At 67.4% G+C, this 16,336-nt stretch carries 19 protein-coding genes; 6 read left to right on the top strand and 13 right to left on the bottom strand.

The genetic code is table 11. From position 1 onward, the window contains the following. Positions 1-66: 66 nt before the first annotated feature. The 3 genes from AC4GYY_RS13845 to AC4GYY_RS13835 form a co-directional block, all read right to left on the bottom strand. The gene (locus AC4GYY_RS13845; protein WP_491121382.1) at positions 67-339 is read right to left on the bottom strand and encodes a PD-(D/E)XK nuclease domain-containing protein; all 273 of its coding nucleotides are present in this window, start codon (positions 337-339) and stop codon (positions 67-69) included. After that, the gene (locus AC4GYY_RS13840) at positions 302-850 is read right to left on the bottom strand and encodes a PD-(D/E)XK nuclease domain-containing protein (RefSeq protein WP_491121380.1); all 549 of its coding nucleotides are present in this window, start codon (positions 848-850) and stop codon (positions 302-304) included. Before AC4GYY_RS13840 ends, AC4GYY_RS13845 begins: the two co-directional genes overlap by 38 nt. Positions 851-1,041: 191 nt before the next feature. Continuing rightward, positions 1,042-1,674: a glutathione S-transferase family protein gene (locus tag AC4GYY_RS13835; protein WP_491121379.1), complete on the bottom strand. Its 633-nt coding sequence runs from the start codon at positions 1,672-1,674 to the stop codon at positions 1,042-1,044. Positions 1,675-1,798: 124 nt separating this feature from the next. Between AC4GYY_RS13835 and AC4GYY_RS13830 the strand changes: the two genes are divergently transcribed. Genes AC4GYY_RS13830 through AC4GYY_RS13820 form a run of 3 tightly spaced genes read left to right on the top strand, consistent with a single transcriptional unit; the run spans position 1,799 to position 3,224 of the window. After that, positions 1,799-2,107, top strand: a complete 309-nt coding sequence (locus AC4GYY_RS13830; RefSeq protein WP_491121377.1) for a hypothetical protein — start codon at positions 1,799-1,801, stop codon at positions 2,105-2,107. A 50-nt stretch (positions 2,108-2,157) separates the two neighbouring features. Then, positions 2,158-2,904 carry a hypothetical protein gene (locus tag AC4GYY_RS13825; protein WP_491121376.1) on the top strand — a complete coding sequence of 249 codons (747 nt, stop codon included), beginning with the start codon at positions 2,158-2,160 and terminating at the stop codon, positions 2,902-2,904. Next, on the top strand, positions 2,901-3,224 hold the full coding sequence (locus tag AC4GYY_RS13820; RefSeq protein WP_491121374.1) for a Rap1a/Tai family immunity protein: 324 nt from the start codon (positions 2,901-2,903) through the stop codon (positions 3,222-3,224). Before AC4GYY_RS13825 ends, AC4GYY_RS13820 begins: the two co-directional genes overlap by 4 nt. A 40-nt stretch (positions 3,225-3,264) precedes the next feature. Here the strand turns inward: AC4GYY_RS13820 and AC4GYY_RS13815 are convergent, their stop codons facing one another. Beyond that, a complete protein-coding gene (locus AC4GYY_RS13815; RefSeq protein ID WP_491121372.1) occupies positions 3,265-5,322 on the bottom strand; it encodes an amidohydrolase family protein in 2,058 nt (685 codons plus the stop codon). Between the two features lie 106 nt (positions 5,323-5,428). On the opposite strand from AC4GYY_RS13815, the gene AC4GYY_RS13810 reads away from it, so the two are divergent. Beyond that, a complete protein-coding gene (locus tag AC4GYY_RS13810; protein ID WP_491121370.1) occupies positions 5,429-7,114 on the top strand; it encodes a DEAD/DEAH box helicase in 1,686 nt (561 codons plus the stop codon). 154 nt (positions 7,115-7,268) lie between these two features. Beyond that, entirely contained in the window at positions 7,269-7,730 is a 462-nt protein-coding gene (locus AC4GYY_RS13805; protein ID WP_491121369.1) for a YaiI/YqxD family protein, read from the top strand. 13 nt (positions 7,731-7,743) lie between these two features. Here the strand turns inward: AC4GYY_RS13805 and AC4GYY_RS13800 are convergent, their stop codons facing one another. The 9 genes from AC4GYY_RS13800 to AC4GYY_RS13760 form a co-directional block, all read right to left on the bottom strand. Beyond that, complete coding sequence (locus AC4GYY_RS13800) at positions 7,744-8,913, bottom strand: M10 family metallopeptidase C-terminal domain-containing protein (RefSeq protein WP_491121367.1); 1,170 nt, start codon at positions 8,911-8,913, stop codon at positions 7,744-7,746. Between the two features lie 109 nt (positions 8,914-9,022). Continuing rightward, positions 9,023-9,337: a Grx4 family monothiol glutaredoxin gene (gene grxD, locus AC4GYY_RS13795; protein ID WP_491121365.1), complete on the bottom strand. Its 315-nt coding sequence runs from the start codon at positions 9,335-9,337 to the stop codon at positions 9,023-9,025. A gap of 50 nt (positions 9,338-9,387) precedes the next feature. Further along, the gene (locus AC4GYY_RS13790; RefSeq protein ID WP_491121363.1) at positions 9,388-9,621 is read right to left on the bottom strand and encodes a BolA family protein; all 234 of its coding nucleotides are present in this window, start codon (positions 9,619-9,621) and stop codon (positions 9,388-9,390) included. Between the two features lie 5 nt (positions 9,622-9,626). After that, entirely contained in the window at positions 9,627-9,950 is a 324-nt protein-coding gene (locus tag AC4GYY_RS13785; RefSeq protein ID WP_491121362.1) for a DUF1476 domain-containing protein, read from the bottom strand. Between the two features lie 58 nt (positions 9,951-10,008). Further along, on the bottom strand, positions 10,009-11,010 hold the full coding sequence (locus AC4GYY_RS13780) for an NADPH:quinone oxidoreductase family protein (RefSeq protein WP_491121360.1): 1,002 nt from the start codon (positions 11,008-11,010) through the stop codon (positions 10,009-10,011). Beyond that, entirely contained in the window at positions 10,973-11,602 is a 630-nt protein-coding gene (gene leuD / locus AC4GYY_RS13775) for a 3-isopropylmalate dehydratase small subunit (RefSeq protein WP_491121358.1), read from the bottom strand. The genes AC4GYY_RS13780 and leuD overlap by 38 nt, the downstream gene beginning before the upstream one ends. Before the next feature lie 141 nt (positions 11,603-11,743). Continuing rightward, positions 11,744-13,171, bottom strand: coding sequence for a 3-isopropylmalate dehydratase large subunit (gene leuC / locus AC4GYY_RS13770; RefSeq protein ID WP_491121356.1), 1,428 nt, complete (start codon positions 13,169-13,171; stop codon positions 11,744-11,746). A gap of 47 nt (positions 13,172-13,218) precedes the next feature. After that, positions 13,219-14,448, bottom strand: a complete 1,230-nt coding sequence (locus AC4GYY_RS13765) for an NAD(P)/FAD-dependent oxidoreductase (RefSeq protein ID WP_491122004.1) — start codon at positions 14,446-14,448, stop codon at positions 13,219-13,221. 116 nt (positions 14,449-14,564) lie between these two features. Next, on the bottom strand, positions 14,565-15,137 hold the full coding sequence (locus AC4GYY_RS13760; protein ID WP_491121354.1) for a hypothetical protein: 573 nt from the start codon (positions 15,135-15,137) through the stop codon (positions 14,565-14,567). Positions 15,138-15,463: 326 nt separating this feature from the next. On the opposite strand from AC4GYY_RS13760, the gene AC4GYY_RS13755 reads away from it, so the two are divergent. Further along, on the top strand, positions 15,464-16,318 hold the full coding sequence (locus AC4GYY_RS13755) for a manganese catalase family protein (protein WP_491121353.1): 855 nt from the start codon (positions 15,464-15,466) through the stop codon (positions 16,316-16,318). The last annotated feature ends 18 nt before the right edge of the window (positions 16,319-16,336 follow it).

Raw genomic sequence — 16,336 nt, 5'->3', positions numbered from 1 at the left:
TTGGAAGGGGCCGGGGGAGCGATCCTCCGGCCTTTTTTCGTGTCGACGGCAGCGAAAAAACTTAGCTCATCTAGGAGAAATAATTACCTTAATTTTTATGTGGCCGCCGCCCCTCTCAAGATCTCGCTCTAATCCATACGGATTGTTTATTTTTTCCTTCGGATCGTACACGAAGCAAACAAGAGTCCCACAGTCAGGGTGAATTTCGTATCTAGCGCGATCTATGATAAGTTGATCTCCAATTTCGCCTGCCCTTAGCCCATCCCGGGTCTTTTTCACTTCAACAATTATGCGCTCTTCCTTAAGTAAAAAAATCAACACGTGATGACTTTCCAGCATAACTCGGAGTCCATTCCTCCGGTCTGACGTCATTGTAATGCAATCTCAGAATCACATGCAATAAATCCTGGACGTCATACTCATCTGCAATCTCCAGCGTCGGTCGGCCACCATGTCGCACGCGCAACTGACGGGCTGCGAGGTGAAACCTCAACAAGATCCGCTCCAGAAGATCGAGAGCTCCACCAGATTGCTCCACCTCTTCACCGAGACCATAATCCTTGATCTCATCTATCATCGACGACAAAACAGCCTCAGCCCGTCCTAAACCTCTGAGATAGCTTGACTGAAAAACAGATTGCGGGCTACTGGTAGAAAAGGCTATGGGCGTATATCTTATTTCTACGAAATCCTCTACTTGACGAGACTCTACAGAGAATATACGCTCGATTGCGATCTCCGTATCTCTTTTCCATTTCGAGAAATCATCCGAACCACTCGCGGTCGATTTCAACGAGAGGGCGACTGCTCGCTGCCTCTCAAGAATTTCAATCGCCCTGTCAGCTTTCACACCCCACCTCTAAAATTAGCGCTTTCAAGCCGCCGCGCAATGAGCCCGGCTGAGTACCCAGACTGCTCGGCGCAGGTCCATCCCCCGCCCACCCCTTTCTCCCCCCCGGACTAGCACCGTCGACAATCCAGGGGCGAGGCGAGGTTCGAACGGAGGATAGCGCATCCGCTGCAACGATGACGAAGCCCCCCTCACCCCAACATCGGCGCCATCCCCGGCTCCGCCTTCGCCATCGCGCGCTGATACGCCTCCCTCTCCCCGATCCGCTGCAGATACGCCCGCGTGTTCGGCAATTCCCCGAGCGCGCCGCCGAAGGCTCGCGCAGTCGTCAGCGTATAGACCATCATGATGTCGGCCAGCGTCACCTCGCGCCCGCCGAAGTACTCAGCCTCGCCCAGCCGCGCCTCGATCATCGCGGTCGCGCGATCGGCGCGGTCGGCGACCAAGGGGACCGCCGCAGGATCGTTCCCCGAGACGGTCAGCACCAGCTGCATCATCCGCGTCGTCATGTAGGTCGCGTTCGACCAATGGAACCAGAACAGATGGTCCGCGAAGTCCGCATCGTCCGCCGCCGGGGCCAGCCGCCCGCCGCCGTGCTTGACGTTGAGATAGTCGCAGATCGCGCCGCTCTCGCCCAGCACCAGGTCGCCTTCGGTAATCACCGGCGCAATCCCCATCGGGTGGAGCGCCTTGTAGTCGTCGGGCGCGAGCCGGTTGTCGGCGCGGCGGTCGTAGAGCTTGAGCTCGTAATCGAGGCCCAGCTCCTCGCACAGCCAGACGATGCGCTCGGATTGTGAGAGTCGCAGGTGGTGGACGGTCAGCATCGGGGCGCTCCTCGCATGGTTTGAGGGAGCTTGGTCCCATCGGGAACACGGCTCAACCCTTCAACGTTGCACAACCCCAACGACGTGCGCTGTCCCGGGCGTCCAACTAGACGAGAGGCTGTATATGCGTTCTTTCACCCGCACTTCGCTCGCCGCCGTGGCGGTGCTCACGGGCTCGGTCGCGCTCGGTGGCTGTGCGACCAAGGGCTATGTCAACGAGCAGATCGCGACCGTGAACCAGCGGATCGACGGGCTCGACGGGAGGCTGAGGACGGTCGAGGGTACCTCGGGCCAGGCGCTCGCCGCGGCGCAGGCGGCGGCCGGCCAGGCGCAGCAGAACGGGCAGCGGATCGACCAGCTCCAGGGCCGCGTCGACGGGCTCGACCAGCAGGTCCAGCAGATGCGCGCGCGTCCGCGTCGCCCGCGCGGCTGAGCCCCGCGTTCAGCCTTGCGTAACGGACGGTTCGGCCAGACGTCATCCCGATGAAGGCAGGACCGTTCCGTTGCGCGCTCGCCGGGTTGTCGCTGGGGATCGCCCCCGCGACGGCGCCGGCCGCACCCGCCAAGCCGCCAGCGAAGGCGAAAGCTCCGGCGAAAATGGCGGCCAAGAAGACGGCCGCAAAGGCCGCTGCCGCGCCGCTGCCCGATCCGGTCGCCACGCCCGAGGCGGGGCGGCTGATCGATTGGGTGGCGGCGTCGCACGACAACGGCGCGATGCCGTATATCGTGATCGACAAGCAGCAGGCGGCGCTGTTCCTCTTCGATCGCAAGGGCAGGTTCCTCGGCCAGACGCCGGTGCTGATCGGCATCGGCGTGGGCGACGAGTCGACCCCTGGCGTCGGCGCGAAGACGCTGTCGGAGATCGGCCCGGCCGAGCGAACCACGCCTGCTGGGCGCTACGTGGCCAAGTTCGGGCTCGCGGTCGGCGGGACGAAGGTGCTCTGGGTCGATTATGCGACCTCGGTCGCGCTCCACGCGGTGATCACCACCCATCCCAAGGAGCGTCGCGTCGAGCGGCTGAGGTCGCCCGAACCCGACGACAACCGCATCAGCTTCGGCTGCATCAACGTCGGCACGCCCTTCTATACGGGCAAGATCCGCCCGCTCTTCGCCAAGGGAGGGATGGTCTACATCATGCCGGACACCAAGACGCTGGACGAGGTGTTCCCGCGGGTGCGGATGCTGCCCTATCTGCGCGCGCAGGCCGAAAGCTGGTACCAGGGCTCATGATGATCCTGCTCCTCGCCGCGGTCGCCGCCGAACCGCCGCCAGTCGTCGTGAGTTCGCTCACGACCGAACAGCTCGCCGCACAGTGCATGGGGAACGATCGCGACACGCGGGCGACCTTCTGCACCGGCTATGTCCTGGGCGTGTTCGACGCGCTTTCCAGCACGCGCGCGATCTGTCCGACCGCCGGCAAGGCCTCGACGGCCGAAGTGATCGCCGCCCCGCGCAAGTACATGCGCAAGTACCACAAGAAATGGAGCGCCGCGCCGGCGTTCGTGGTGCGCGACGCGCTGCGCGAGGCGTTTCCCTGCAAGACGAAGTAGGCGAAGCCCCTCCCCCTCAGGGAGGGGCTCCGCGCGATTATTACTTCGGTCGCCCGCTGAACCCCGCCGCCTGGCGCAGCTCGTCGGCGTTCATCAGCGCGCCGTCGGACATGACCCACAAAGTCCGCCGCATCGCGCCGATCTCCTTCGAGGCGTCGCCGTCGACCAGCACCAGATCGGCCTGCTTGCCCACCCGAATCGAACCGGTCTCCTTGTCCGCGCCGACCAGCCGCGCCGGGACGAACGTCGCCGCCTGGAGTGCCTCGCCCGGGGTGAAGCCCGCGCCGACGTAGAGTTCGAGCTCGCGGACGATCTCCAGGCCCGAGCCGTCGGTCCCGGCGACGATCGGCACGCCCGCGTCGTGCAGCTTGCGGGTCAGCTGCGCGAGCTTGGCGTAGCTCGCGCGCCAGTCGGCGCGGGTCACGCCCTCGGGCGGCTTGAACCCGCTCTCGCGGAAGCCGCGTTCGACCTGCGGCGGCATCGTCCCGAGATAGGGCGCGTACGCCGGCGAGAGGTCGCCGTCCTCGGGCACGTACATCCCCTCGAACACCGACAGCGTCGGATCGACGGTGATCTTCTTGGCGGCCATCTCGGCGATCAGCGGCTTCATCGGCGCGGCGTCGAGGTTCACGTCCTTGGCGTATCGGCCGGGGCCGTAGAAACGCTGGATGCCGTTATCGATGTTGACCACCTCGTCGGGCATCGCCTGCATCATCACGAAGTTGATGTGAGTGATCTCGTCATAGCCGCCCTTGATGACGTCGGTGGGCCTAAGCGTCGCGGGAATATGGCCGTGGACGTGAAGGCCCAATTTGTGCGCCTCGGCGATCGCCGGCCACAGCCATTCGGGCTTCATCGAGGTGTAGAACTTGACCGCGGTGAAGCCGTTGTCCTTGGCCTTGTGGACTGCGGCGATCGCCTCCTCGGCGGACGACACCGAGATGCCGCCCTGCGCCGCCAGCGGACCCTTGCCGTCGATCAGCACCGACGAATAGACGGTCGGGAACAGCAGCTCGCCCTTGGCGATCCGCTGGTTCCTGAGGATCGTCGACTGGATGTCGGCGCCCGGATTGCGCGAACTCGTCTCGCCCTGGCTCAGCAGCTGGAGTCCCTGGAGGTCGCTGCCGACGTGCATGTGCGCGTCCCAGATGCCGGGCGAGAGCGTCTTGCCCCGCCCATCGATCACCTTGGCGTTCGCGGGAACCTTCACCGATCCGGCCGAGCCCACCGCGGCGATCGTCTTGCCGTTGGTGACGACGGTCTGATCGTCGATGAACGACGCCTTCTCCGCGTCGAACATGCGGACGTGGGTGAACGCCACGGGGACGGGCGAAACCTGGCCGAAGCGCTTCATGTACGCCGGGTTGCGCGCGGCCATCGCGTCGATCTGCGCCTTCTGGATCTTCAGCAGGTCGCCCGCATATTCGGGCGGGAGCATCCCAATCCCGAACACGAAGCCGAAGAAATTGCCATCCTTGTCGAGGAGCACCGGCTGCGGCTCGAGCCCGACGCCCTCGATGGTCCAGGCGGTGATCGTCTTCGCCGTCGCGCCGTTGCCGACGGGGATGTCGACGAGCCGGACCAGCCGCTCGGTGCCGCCGGGGAGCAGCGCAAGCGTCTTGTTCGGCGCATCGTAGAGCGACTTGACGGTGTAGACCGACGAGGCGGGTGTGCCGCCGTAGGTCGAATATTGGGCCTTGCCGTCATAGGCGACCGAGGCGTTCTCGACCTTGTTGCGCCAGGTCGCCTTGCCGTCCTTGATCTCGAACGTCTCGCCCGCGTCACCGTTCGGGGTGAAGCCGCGGACGACGATCCGGTCGGGCTGGCCGTTCGGGCCGAGGTGGATGACCTCGTCGGTCTCGAACACCTGCCCACGCAGGTTCATGCTGAACCGCGACGCCCAGCTGCCGTCGGGAAGCTTCCACGCCGACGAGGTACCGTGCTGCCCGGCGATCGAGACGATCACGAACTGCTGCGCGTCCGCAGGCGGCGTCATCAACTGTTCCTTGGTCGTCTGCGCGGCGGCCTGCGACGGAACCGCAGCGAGCGGCAGCATGGCGACGCCGGCGGCGAGCGCGGCGAGAAGTTTCAGGCGCATCGAGTCGTTCCCCCTGTATTGCTGTAGTGACACACTCCCCGATTCCGCGCGGCAGAGCAAGCGTCGCCCTCGAAAAACCTTACTCCCACCCCATATGCCCGAGCTCATGACATTCCCGGATCTCCCGCCCGCGCTCGGCGCGGCGCTCGCTGCGCGCGGTTACGAAGCGCTCACTCCCGTCCAGGCCGCGGTGACGGCGGAGGACGCGCGCGGCCGTGACCTGCTCGTCTCTGCTCAGACCGGATCGGGCAAGACCGTCGCCTTCGGCCTGGCGATGGCCGATGCGTTGCTTGGCGAAGGCGGTCTGCCCGCGCCCGCGGCGCCGCTGGCGCTGGTGATCGCACCGACCCGCGAGCTCGCGCTCCAGGTCGCGAAGGAGCTCGGCTGGCTCTATGCCGGCACGGGCGCACGGGTCGCGACCTGCGTCGGCGGGATGGACCCCTCGCGTGAGCGGCGGACGCTCAGCCACGGGACGCACATCGTCGTCGGCACGCCGGGCCGGTTGAAGGATCACGGCGAGCGCGGCGCGCTGGATCTGTCGGCGGTCCGCGTCGCCGTCCTCGACGAAGCCGACGAGATGCTCGACATGGGCTTTCGCGAGGACCTCGAGACGCTGCTCGACGCGACCCCGCGCGAACGGCGCACGCTGATGTTCTCGGCGACGCTCCCGGCGCAGATCGTCAGGCTCGCCAAGGGCTATCAGCGCGACGCGCACCGGATCGCGACGATCGGGCAGGACCGCGGCCACGGTGACATCGCCTATCAGGCGATGGCGGTGGCGCCGGCCGACATCGAACATGCGGTGGTCAACCTGCTGCGCTTCCACGAGGCGGAGACGGCGATGCTGTTCTGCGCGACCCGCGATGCGGTGCGGCGGCTGCACGCCAGCCTGGTCGAGCGCGGTTTCTCGGCGGTGGCGCTGTCGGGCGAGCATTCGCAGTCCGAGCGCAACCACGCGCTCCAGGCGCTGCGCGACAAGCGGGCGCGCGTCTGCGTGGCGACCGATGTGGCCGCGCGCGGGATCGACCTGCCGTCGCTGAGCCTGGTCGTCCATGTCGAGCTGCCGCGCGACGCCGAGACGCTCCAGCATCGCTCGGGCCGCACGGGACGTGCCGGACGCAAGGGCACGGCGGTGCTGGTCGTCCCCTTCCCCGCCCGACGCCGCGTCGAGGGGATGCTGCGCCAGGCCAAGATCGCGGTCGAGTGGATGCCGGTGCCGAGCGCCGAGGCGATCCGCGCCAACGACCGCGAGCGGCTGATCGCGACGCTATCGCAGCCGGTCGAGATCGACGACGAGGACCGCGCCATCGCCGAGCGGCTGCTCGCCGAGCGCGAGCCGCTCGATATTGCCGCCGCGCTGGTCCACGCCAGCCGCGCCGCGCTGCCGCAGCCCGAGGAGCTGATCGACCGCGCGCCGCAGGTGCCCGTCCACCGCGACGGCTTCGACGATACGGTGTGGTTCCGGATGAACATCGGCCGCCGCCACAACGCCGATCCACGCTGGCTGCTGCCGCTGATCTGTCGCCGGGGGCACGTCACCAAGGCGGAGATCGGCGCGATCCGGATCGGCGCGGCGGAGTCGCGCTTCCAGGTGCCGCGCGCGATCTCCGGACGCTTCGCCCAGGCGGTGCGCGCCTCGTTGGTCGCGGGCGCGGACGACGAATCGGGCGTGTTGATCGAACAGGCGGATGGGCCGCCGCCACAGCTCACGCGCGCGCCCTCGCCGCCGCGCCAATATGCGGCACGGCCCACGGGCGGGATGGGGCAGGCGGCGCGCAAGCACCGGAAGTGAGGTCGGGACCGATTCTCCTCCAACCGTTCGTCCTGAGTAGGGACCGAGCGCAGCGAAGGCCCGTATCGAAGGACGGTGCGCCTCCATGTCCTTCGATACGCCACTTCGCTACGCTCAGCGGCTACTCACGACGAACGGAAGAGTTGGATAGAGAGTGGCCGAGTCTAAGCGCATCCTCGTCGATGCTGACGCCTGCCCGGTCAAGGACGAGATCTACAAGGTCGCGTGGCGGCGCGAGGTGCCGGTCGTCGTCGTCAGCAACGCGCGCATCCGCATCCCCGAGCACCCGCTGGTGACGCGGCAGGTGGTGAGCGACGCCTTCGACGCCGCCGACGATTGGATCGCCGGCCCAGAAGGTGTCGGGGCCGTGCCCGGCGCGGTGGTGGTGACCGCCGACATCCTGCTCGCCGACCGCTGCCTGAAGGCGGGGGCGGCGGTGGTGTCGCCGACCGGACGCGAGTTCACGACCGCCTCGATCGGCGCGCAGATCGCGACCCGCGCGATCATGGCGGACCTGCGCGCGGGCGGCGACCAGCTCGGTGGCCCGGCGGCGTTCACCAAGGCCGATCGCTCGCGCTTTCTTCAGACCCTCGACATGGTGCTGGCGCGGCGCTGAATGTCGCGCCGGCTCAGAGGATGAGATCGGCGGCGATGAGGGGCGCTTCCGTGGTGACGACGATGGCGAAATCGGCCTTGCCGTCGTGATTGGTGTCGCCCTGCAGTGTCACGGTCCCGTCGCCGTTGACGTGTTGGCGCAATTCGAAGGCCAACCCGCCCCGGCCGGTGAATTCAGCCTGATCGATGAAGGTGAAGTGCTGGAAGCCGTGGGGCTTTCCTGCGTCCACCCGCGAGAGATCGATCTTGTCCCCGTCCCCTCGCGAGAAGTCCAGAACACGATCCGGCGAGGCGGGGCCGGATTCATCGCGTCCTGTCCATGCGAACACGTCGGCGCCAGCGCCGCCTGTCAGCAGGTCAGCGCCCACGCCGCCGAACAGGAAATCCCCGCCGCCGCCGCCCGAGAGCTGATCATCACCCGTGTCCCCGAAGAACGTGTCGGCGTTTCCGCCACCAGTCGCGACATCGTCGTTATCGCCGAGATAGACGACATAGCTCTCCACGTTACGGAATTGGCCGATGTTGCTGATGGCGCGGCCGTCGCTGCCGACGATGAAGTGATCTGTGCTGCCGATGCCGGTGAACGTGACCGTCACCGTATCGTAGCCCGCACCAGCATCGAAGTCGAACGCCGCGACGTCGCTCCGCGCGTATGAAACGATGTTGATGTGCTCCGTGCCTGCCGTACCTTTGTAAACGATGCGCTGCGCCTCACCAACCCCCAATCCCGATCCGTCATCAGGATTGGATATGAAGTCATCGAGGTACCCGTTGACAGAGAAGTCCATCTGGACTTCGAAATAGACGTCCCAAACCGAGTTAACCGGTGCGCCAGAATAATTGATCTTTACAGTATCATTGCCACCGTAGCCCCAGACCCTGTCGTAGCCACCGTAGCGCATGACGAAAACGTCATCGCCGCTGCCGCCGTCGAATTCTTCGCTGTCCTTGGTGCTGTGAAACTTCATCGCTCCGCCCCCGCGAGATTCGTCACTCCCGACGCCGCGGCGATCATGGTCGCCTTTTATGACAGCGTAAAGATCGTCATGGATCAGCCCCACGCCAAGCGAGCATCCGGATCGGGCAATCCTGGGAGTGTCGATGTGATTTACACCACCGATAAGCGGGCAGCTGCGGTTAACCATCGAAGCGGTTGAAAAACCGCCGTTCTCGCGGGCTGGCATAAGACCTGCTAGGTACTCAGCGCACCGAGCGTTTCGAACGCTTCAGCAGGGCGGGCCGGTTCGGCTCACCCGGTCCCCCCAACGGACCGGCCCGCCCTCACCCGGCGCCTCAGGCCTTTTCGAACATTTGCTGGAGCTCGCCGCTCTCGTACATCTCCATCATGATGTCGGAGCCGCCGACGAACTCGCCGTTCGCATAGAGCTGGGGGATCGTCGGCCAGTCCGAATAGGCCTTGATGCCCTGGCGGATGCCCTGGTCCTGAAGGACGTCGACCGTCTCGAACTCGACGTTTAGATGCTGGAGGATCGCGACCGCCCGGCTGGAGAAGCCGCACTGCGGGAACAGCGCGGTTCCCTTCATGAACAGCACCACGGGATGGGCCTTGACGATGGCGTCGATGCGGGCGGTCGTGTCGTCGGTCATGGGTTCGTCCTCGGTCCGGAGCCCCGCGGGGGCCAGGTGTTTTCCGAACGTTACTTCGGGACGGCCGTCGTCAACTGCAAGGCATGGAGCACACCCCCCATGCGGCCCCCGAGCGCGGCATAGACCGCCTGGTGCTGCTTGACCCGCGGCATCCCCGCGAAGGAGGCGCTGACCACGCGCGCCGCCCAATGGTCGCCGTCGCCCGCGAGATCGGTCATCTCGACCTCTGCGTCGGGGATCCCGGCACGGATCAATTCGGCGATCTCGTCGCCCGCCATCGGCATCGCGGCTACTCCGACTGCATCAGCTGGCGACGCGCCTCCACGGTCTTCTCCTCGATCGCGCGGCGCACCGTCGCCTCGTCGACCTCGGCCTGCGCCGCGGTCAGGTCGCCGACCAGCTTGCGGACGACGTCCTCGTGCCCGGCTTCCTCGAAGTCGGCCTGGACCACCGACTTGGCGTAGGCGTCGGTCTCCTCCGGGGTCAGCCCCATCAGCCCGGCCGCCCATTGCCCGAGCAGGCGGTTGCGACGGGCGACGATGCGGAACGCCATCTCGTCGTCCCGCGCGAACTTGGCCTCGAACGCGCGCTCGCGATCCTCGAAGGTGGACATGGCTGCTCCCGTTAACGTGCCGCTGCGTGGTTAGAGGCCGACGGCGCGGGTGGCAACGTCACTCCGCCACCCGCACCACCAGCTTCCCGATGGCGCCGCGCGCCGCCATCTTGGCGATGGCGTCGCCGCCGCGCTCGAACGGGAACACCTCGGTGACGCGCGGGGCGATCCTGCCGGCCTGCCAAAGGTCGAACAGCTGGGCGATGTTGGCACGATTGTGCTCGGGATCGCGCGCCGCCGCCGCGCCCCAGAACACGCCGCAGACGTCGCAGCTCTTGAGCAGGGTCAGGTTGAGCGCGATCTTAGGGATGCCGGCGGGGAAGCCGATCACCAGATAGCGCCCTTCCCAACCGATCGAGCGCAGCGCCGGCTCGGCGTAGTCGCCGCCGACCGCGTCGTAGATCAGGTCGTAGCCGCTCTTGCCGCCATGCGCCTTGAACTCCTCGGCGAGCGCCTTGGACTGGTCCTTGTCGAAGGGCGCGCGGCCATAGACGATGACGTCGTCGGCCCCCGCCTGGCGCACGGCTTCCGCCTTCTCCTCGCTGGAGACCGCGCCCACGACGCGCGCGCCGAACGCCTTGCCCAGCTCGACCGCCGCCAGCCCGACGCCGCCCGCCGCGCCGAGCACGAGCAGGCTCTCGCCCGCCTTGATATGCCCGCGGTCGACCAGCGCGTGGATCGTCGTGCCATAGGTCAGCAGCATCGCCGCGCCTTCCTCGAACGAGCGCTCGTCGGGAATCGCGTAGATATTGTCGACCTTCATCACGAGCTTCTCGACAAGCCCGCCCATGCCGGTGTTGCCCATCACCCGGTCGCCCGGCTTGAAGCGGGTCACGCCCTCGCCGACGCTCTCGACCACGCCGGACACCTCGCCGCCGGGAGCGAAGGGGCGCTGCGGCTTGAACTGGTATCTGTCCTCGATGACGAGCACGTCGGGATAGTTGATCGCGCACGCCTTGACCGCGACGACGACTTCGCCCGCGCCGGCGATGGGATCGGGCAGCTCGCCCAGCTCCAGAGTTTCAGGTCCGCCCGGCGCCTTCGACAGCAATGCCCGCATTTTGGCTCTCTCCCACGATCCAGGGGCGCTCGTGGAAGAGCGCATCCTCGTATTTCGAAATCGCGGTATCCCTTGCCAGCGTCAGCCCGATCTCGTCCAGCCCTTCCATCAGGCACCGACGGCGGAACGGATCGAGCGCGAACGCAAAGCGATCCTGATAGGGCGTTGTCACCGTCATGGTCTCGAGGTCGACGGTGATCGGCGCGTCCTTGGCGACTTCGAGCAGCCGGTCGATCGCCGGCTGCGGCAGGACGACCGTGACGATGCCGTTCTTGAAGGCGTTGCCGGAGAAGATGTCCGAGAAGCTCGGCGCGATCACCGCGGCGATGCCCATGTCGGCGAGCGCCCAGGCGGCATGTTCGCGGCTCGATCCGCAGCCGAAATTGTCGCCCGCGATCAGGATCGGCGACCCGGCGTACTTCGGATCGTCGAACACATTCCCCGGCTCCGCCCGCACCGTCTCGAACGCGCCGCGCGCGAGGCCCGAGCGGGTGATCGTCTTGAGCCAATGCGCGGGGATGATCACGTCGGTGTCGACGTTCTTCTGACCCCAGGGATAGGCCGAGCCCTCGACGGTCGTGACGGGGGTCACGACCCGCTCACCGGGATCGCGTCTTCGCAGGGGCCGCGGGCTTGGCGATCGCCGCATAGGCGGCGACGCCGCTCAGCACCGAGCCGACGATCAGCAGCGCCAGAACCTTCTTCATGTCTCGACCCTTTTCCTACGCCAACACTAAGCCATCAACTCGCGCACGTCGGCGAGCCGCCCCGTCACCGCCGCCGCCGCCGCCATCGCCGGCGACAGCAGATGCGTCCGCGCGCCCGGCCCCTGCCGCCCGACGAAATTGCGGTTCGAGGTCGACGCGCAGCGCTCGCCCGCGGGGACCTTGTCCGGGTTCATCGCCAGGCACATCGAGCAGCCCGGCTCGCGCCATTCGAACCCGGCTTCGGCGAAGACGCGGTCGAGCCCCTCGGCCTCGGCCTGACGCTTGACCAGTCCCGAGCCGGGGACGACGAGCGCGCGCACCCCGTCCGCGACCCGCCGCCCGCGCGCGATCTCGGCGGCGACGCGCAGGTCCTCGATCCGGCTGTTGGTGCAACTGCCGATGAAGACGTGCTGGATCGCGACGTCCTCCATCCGCATCCCGGGCGCGAGACCCATGTAATCGAGCGACTTCCTTGCGGCCGTCTGCTTGGACGGATCGGTGAAGCTCTCGGGCGAGGGTACCACGCCGGTGATCGGCACGACATCCTCAGGAGACGTGCCCCAGGTGAGCGACGGCGCGATATCGGCGGCGTCGAGCACCACCGTCCGATCGTACCGCGCGCCCGGATCGCCCGGCAGCGTGCGCCACCAGGCGACCGCCGCGTCCCAGTCGGCTCCAACCGGCGCCATGGGCCGGCCCTTCAGATAGGCGAAGGTGGTCTCGTCGGGCGCGATCAGCCCGGCGCGCGCACCTGCCTCGATGCTCATGTTGGCGACCGTCAGGCGACCCTCGACCGACATCGCCCGGATCGTGCTGCCCGTATATTCGATGACATGCCCGGTGCCGCCCGCCGCGCCGATCCGGCCGATGATCGCCAGCACGACGTCCTTGGGCGCGACCCCGCGTCCCAACGTTCCCTCGACCCGGATCTCCATCGTCTTCGCGGGCGCGAGCAGCAGCGTCTGCGTCGCGAGCACATGCTCGACCTCGCTCGTGCCGATGCCGAAGGCCAGCGCCCCCAGCGCACCGTGCGCGGAGGTATGGCTGTCGCCGCACACCAAGGTCGTCCCCGGCAGCGTGAACCCCTGCTCGGGGCCGACGACGTGGACGATCCCCTGCGCGGCGGCCAGCGCGTCGATATAGGGAACGCCGAACTCGGCGACGTTGGCGCGCAGCGCGGCAAGCTGAGTCGCGCTTTCGGCGTCGGCGATCGGCAGCTCGCGGTCGTGCGCGTCGACACGCGCCGTGGTCGGCAGGTTGTGATCCGGCACCGCCAGCGTCAGTTCGGGGCGGCGGACCCGGCGACCGGCGGCGCGGAGCCCCTCGAACGCCTGCGGGCTGGTGACCTCGTGGACGAGATGGCGGTCGATGTAGACCAGGCACGTCCCGTCGTCGCGCCGTTCGACGACGTGAGCGTCCCAGATCTTCTCGTAGAGGGTGCGAGGGGCGGTCACGCCGCAGGCGTTAACCGGAAACGGCGGCAAGGCAAGGAGTCTCGCATCTAGCCCGCGGCCAGTTCCTTGAGCGTGATCCCGGTGTCCGCCAGTCGCTCCGCCGGGATCGTCGCGCCCGCGACGACGAGCGCGCGGCCCTGGGCATAGTCCCTGACCGCGTTGACGCAGTCGAGCGCGATCACCTTGCCGCCCTTGAGATAGACGAGCGAAAAGGATCGTGTGGCCGGCTCGCCGCGCACGACCACCTCGTCGTGACCGCTCGACAGCCCCACCGTCTGGAGCTTCAAGTCGTACTGGTCGGACCAGAACCACGGCGTCGCGTCATAGACGGTCGGCGTTCCGGTGAGCGTCTTCGCCACGACCGTCGCCTGGTCGTTGGCGTTCTGGACGGACTCGAGGCGGATCGTCGCGCCGTCGGCGAAGCGGTTGGCGTGAGCGGCGCAGTCGCCGATCGCGAAGACGTCGGGAAGCGAGGTGCGGCACGATCCGTCGACGAGCACGCCGTTGCCGCCGTCCGCGCCCGCCTCTAGCAACGGCTGCACCGCGGGGACGATGCCGATGCCGACGATCACCATCCGGCACGCGATCACCTCGCCGGTCGCCAGCCGGACGCCCGACGTCCTGCCGTCAGCTTCAAGGATGCAGTCGACCAAAACGCCCAGCCGGACGTCGACGCCGCGCGCGCGGTGCTCGGCCTCGAAGAAGCGCGACAGCGGCTCGCCCGCGACGCGCGCGAGGACGCGGTCGAGCGCCTCCAGCACCGTTACGCGCTTGCCGAGCTTGGTCAGCACCGCCGCCGCCTCGAGCCCGATATAGCCGCCGCCGATCACCACCGCATGGTCAACCCCGGCGAGCTCGGCCATCATCCGGTCGGCGTCGGCGCGGGTCCGGACGGTGTGGACACCGATCAGGTCGTGCCCGGAGCAGACCAGCGACCGCGCCGCGCCGCCGGTCGCCCAGATCAGCGTGCCGTAACCGACCGTCGCACCGTCGGCGATCGTCAGCAGGTGCGCCGCGGCGTTTACCCCCATCACCCTCCGCCCGAGCAGCATCGTCACGCCCTTGTCGGCCCAGAAGGCCTCCGGGCGCAGCAGGAGCCGCTCGAAGCTGCGGAGCCCGGAAAGGTAGTCCTTGGACAGCGGCGGGCGCTCGTAGGGCGGATACGGCTCGTCGCCGATCATCGCGATCGTCCCCGAAAAGCCGCGCTGGCGCAGGGACACCGCGGCCTGCGCGCCCGCATGCCCGGCGCCGACGATCACGATATCGTACTGCACCATTGCCACCTGCGGCTCATCCTCGTTGTTTCGACGGCATGCGGTGCAAAATGCCGGTGTCGTCGTCAATCGGAACGAGCGACCGGTCCCGGCGGCGATGTAGCGCGCTTACCTCCGCCTCAGGGAATGCTCACGACGCCGGGCGGCTGCTCGGGGTAAGATCGGAGGACGGCGCGGCTCAGGTCCGCCGCCGTCTCCTGGTCGCTGCCCGCTCCAGTCCCGTGCGCACGAACCGTGAGCGCGGCCGCGTGCCAGAGCACGGCGGTTCCGCCGCGCTTGCGGATCCACATCTCGAGCACGACGCGCTCGAGGGGGACCGGACGCGACTTCGCCGCGGCGAGCGGCAGCGTCACGCCGCCGCCGACGCCGCTCCCCCCTCCCGGCGTGACGATTCCCCGCTCGCCCCTCACGCGGGCGGAGCCGGTGCCCACCTCGGCGCGGCTGAGCCGAAGCGTCGCGACATAGGCCGAGTGGCCCGGATCGTTCAGGACCGTGAATCCTCGCTCGGCAAGCGCGCTGCCGACCGCATCGTCGAGCTCTTTCGTCGTCGCCCCCGCACCGGGTCCGGCATCGCTCCGCTCGACCGTGATCGTGCCGGCGCGCGGCGGCGCGTCAGCTTGAGAAAGCGCGGGACCGGAGGCGAAGACGGTCGCGACGAGTCCGGCCACGATGCGGGTGAACGATCCAACCATGCGCAGGCCTAAGCGCCGGACGGGACGAGAGGTCCAGCGCAAACATCGGCCTCGGCGCGCTCCCCTCTGCCCCGGCCGCCGTCACGCGAGCCGACTTCGGCCGGTGCCCGCCTCCCGCCGCATCAGCGCGGTCTCAGGCGCCGTAGCCGAATAAAGCTTGGTTGCTCGCCTCGCCTGCTTCTTGTCTTGCCTTGCATCAATAACGGAGATCAGCCGCGCTCCATCTTCTGTCAAAACTTGATGCAGATCACCTCAAAATACGGAAGAGACGGCGACACCTTCCAAGTCCCGAGCGGTTCTTCCCTGACGACGATCGGGAGACCATCATGTACTATCACGACAAGCGCCTCCAATATCCGGTGACGGTCGACAAGCCCGATCCGCGGTTCGCGCGGATGCTCCAGCAGGCGATCGGCGGCGTCGAGGGCGAGATCCGCGTCTGCATGCAGTACTTCTTCCAGGCCTGGGGGAATCGCGCTCCGACGACCAAGTATCGCGACATGCTGCTTCACACCGCGACCGAGGAGATCGGGCATATCGAGATGCTGGCCACTGCGGTCGCGCTCAATCTCGAGACCGCGCCCGCCTCGCTGCAGGAAGACGGCGCCGCCGACGGGATCGTCGGCGCGGTCATGGGCGGCGGCAGCGCCAAGGCCTCGATCGAGAGCCTGATTCACAAGAACCTGCTCTCGGGCGGGCTGGCCGCGATGCCGATGGATTCGGACGGCGTACCGTTCAACATGAGCCACATCTACGCAAGCGGCAACGTCGCCGCCGACATGTATTGCAATGTCGCCGCGGAGAGCACCGGCCGCGTGCTCGCCACCCGGCTGTACAATGCCGCCGAGGACGAGGGCATGAAGAAGATGCTCCACTACATGATCGCGCGCGACACGATGCATCAGGAGCAGTGGCTCGCGGTGATCGAGGAGCTGGGCGGCCCCGCCGCCGGGATGCCCATCCCCAATTCCTTCCCGCAGGAGCAGGAGGATCAGGGGAACAACTACAATTTCTACGTCACCTCGGTCGACGGCAGCTACCCGGAGGGACGCTGGACGAGCGGGCCGTCGGTCGACGGCAAGGGCGAGTTCACCGTCTTCCGCAACGAACCGTTGGGCGAGGAGCCCGTCCTCGGGCCGGCGCGTCCGGACAGCGGCGCGCAGGCCGAGCAGATCGGCTGAGGCGACGCCGGCCGGCTC

Source organism: Sphingomonas sp. SP6 (assembly GCF_058313435.1).
The sequence above is the reverse complement of the archived record's forward strand: the minus strand, read 5'-3'. Positions and strand labels throughout refer to the sequence as shown.

Bases quoted from the DNA above. Each gene is read 5' to 3' on its own strand.
- AC4GYY_RS13845 (WP_491121382.1), bottom strand. From the start codon at position 339: ATGCTGGAAAGTCATCACGTGTTGATTTTTTTACTTAAGGAAGAGCGC.
- AC4GYY_RS13835 (WP_491121379.1), bottom strand. From the start codon at position 1,674: ATGCTGACCGTCCACCACCTGCGACTCTCACAATCCGAGCGCATCGTC.
- AC4GYY_RS13830 (WP_491121377.1), top strand. From the start codon at position 1,799: ATGCGTTCTTTCACCCGCACTTCGCTCGCCGCCGTGGCGGTGCTCACG.
- AC4GYY_RS13825 (WP_491121376.1), top strand. From the start codon at position 2,158: ATGAAGGCAGGACCGTTCCGTTGCGCGCTCGCCGGGTTGTCGCTGGGG.
- AC4GYY_RS13820 (WP_491121374.1), top strand. From the start codon at position 2,901: ATGATGATCCTGCTCCTCGCCGCGGTCGCCGCCGAACCGCCGCCAGTC.
- AC4GYY_RS13815 (WP_491121372.1), bottom strand. From the start codon at position 5,322: ATGCGCCTGAAACTTCTCGCCGCGCTCGCCGCCGGCGTCGCCATGCTG.
- AC4GYY_RS13810 (WP_491121370.1), top strand. From the start codon at position 5,429: ATGACATTCCCGGATCTCCCGCCCGCGCTCGGCGCGGCGCTCGCTGCG.
- AC4GYY_RS13800 (WP_491121367.1), bottom strand. From the start codon at position 8,913: ATGCCAGCCCGCGAGAACGGCGGTTTTTCAACCGCTTCGATGGTTAAC.
- grxD (WP_491121365.1), bottom strand. From the start codon at position 9,337: ATGACCGACGACACGACCGCCCGCATCGACGCCATCGTCAAGGCCCAT.
- AC4GYY_RS13790 (WP_491121363.1), bottom strand. From the start codon at position 9,621: ATGCCGATGGCGGGCGACGAGATCGCCGAATTGATCCGTGCCGGGATC.
- AC4GYY_RS13785 (WP_491121362.1), bottom strand. From the start codon at position 9,950: ATGTCCACCTTCGAGGATCGCGAGCGCGCGTTCGAGGCCAAGTTCGCG.
- AC4GYY_RS13780 (WP_491121360.1), bottom strand. From the start codon at position 11,010: ATGCGGGCATTGCTGTCGAAGGCGCCGGGCGGACCTGAAACTCTGGAG.
- AC4GYY_RS13765 (WP_491122004.1), bottom strand. From the start codon at position 14,448: ATGGTGCAGTACGATATCGTGATCGTCGGCGCCGGGCATGCGGGCGCG.
- AC4GYY_RS13760 (WP_491121354.1), bottom strand. From the start codon at position 15,137: ATGGTTGGATCGTTCACCCGCATCGTGGCCGGACTCGTCGCGACCGTC.
- AC4GYY_RS13755 (WP_491121353.1), top strand. From the start codon at position 15,464: ATGTACTATCACGACAAGCGCCTCCAATATCCGGTGACGGTCGACAAG.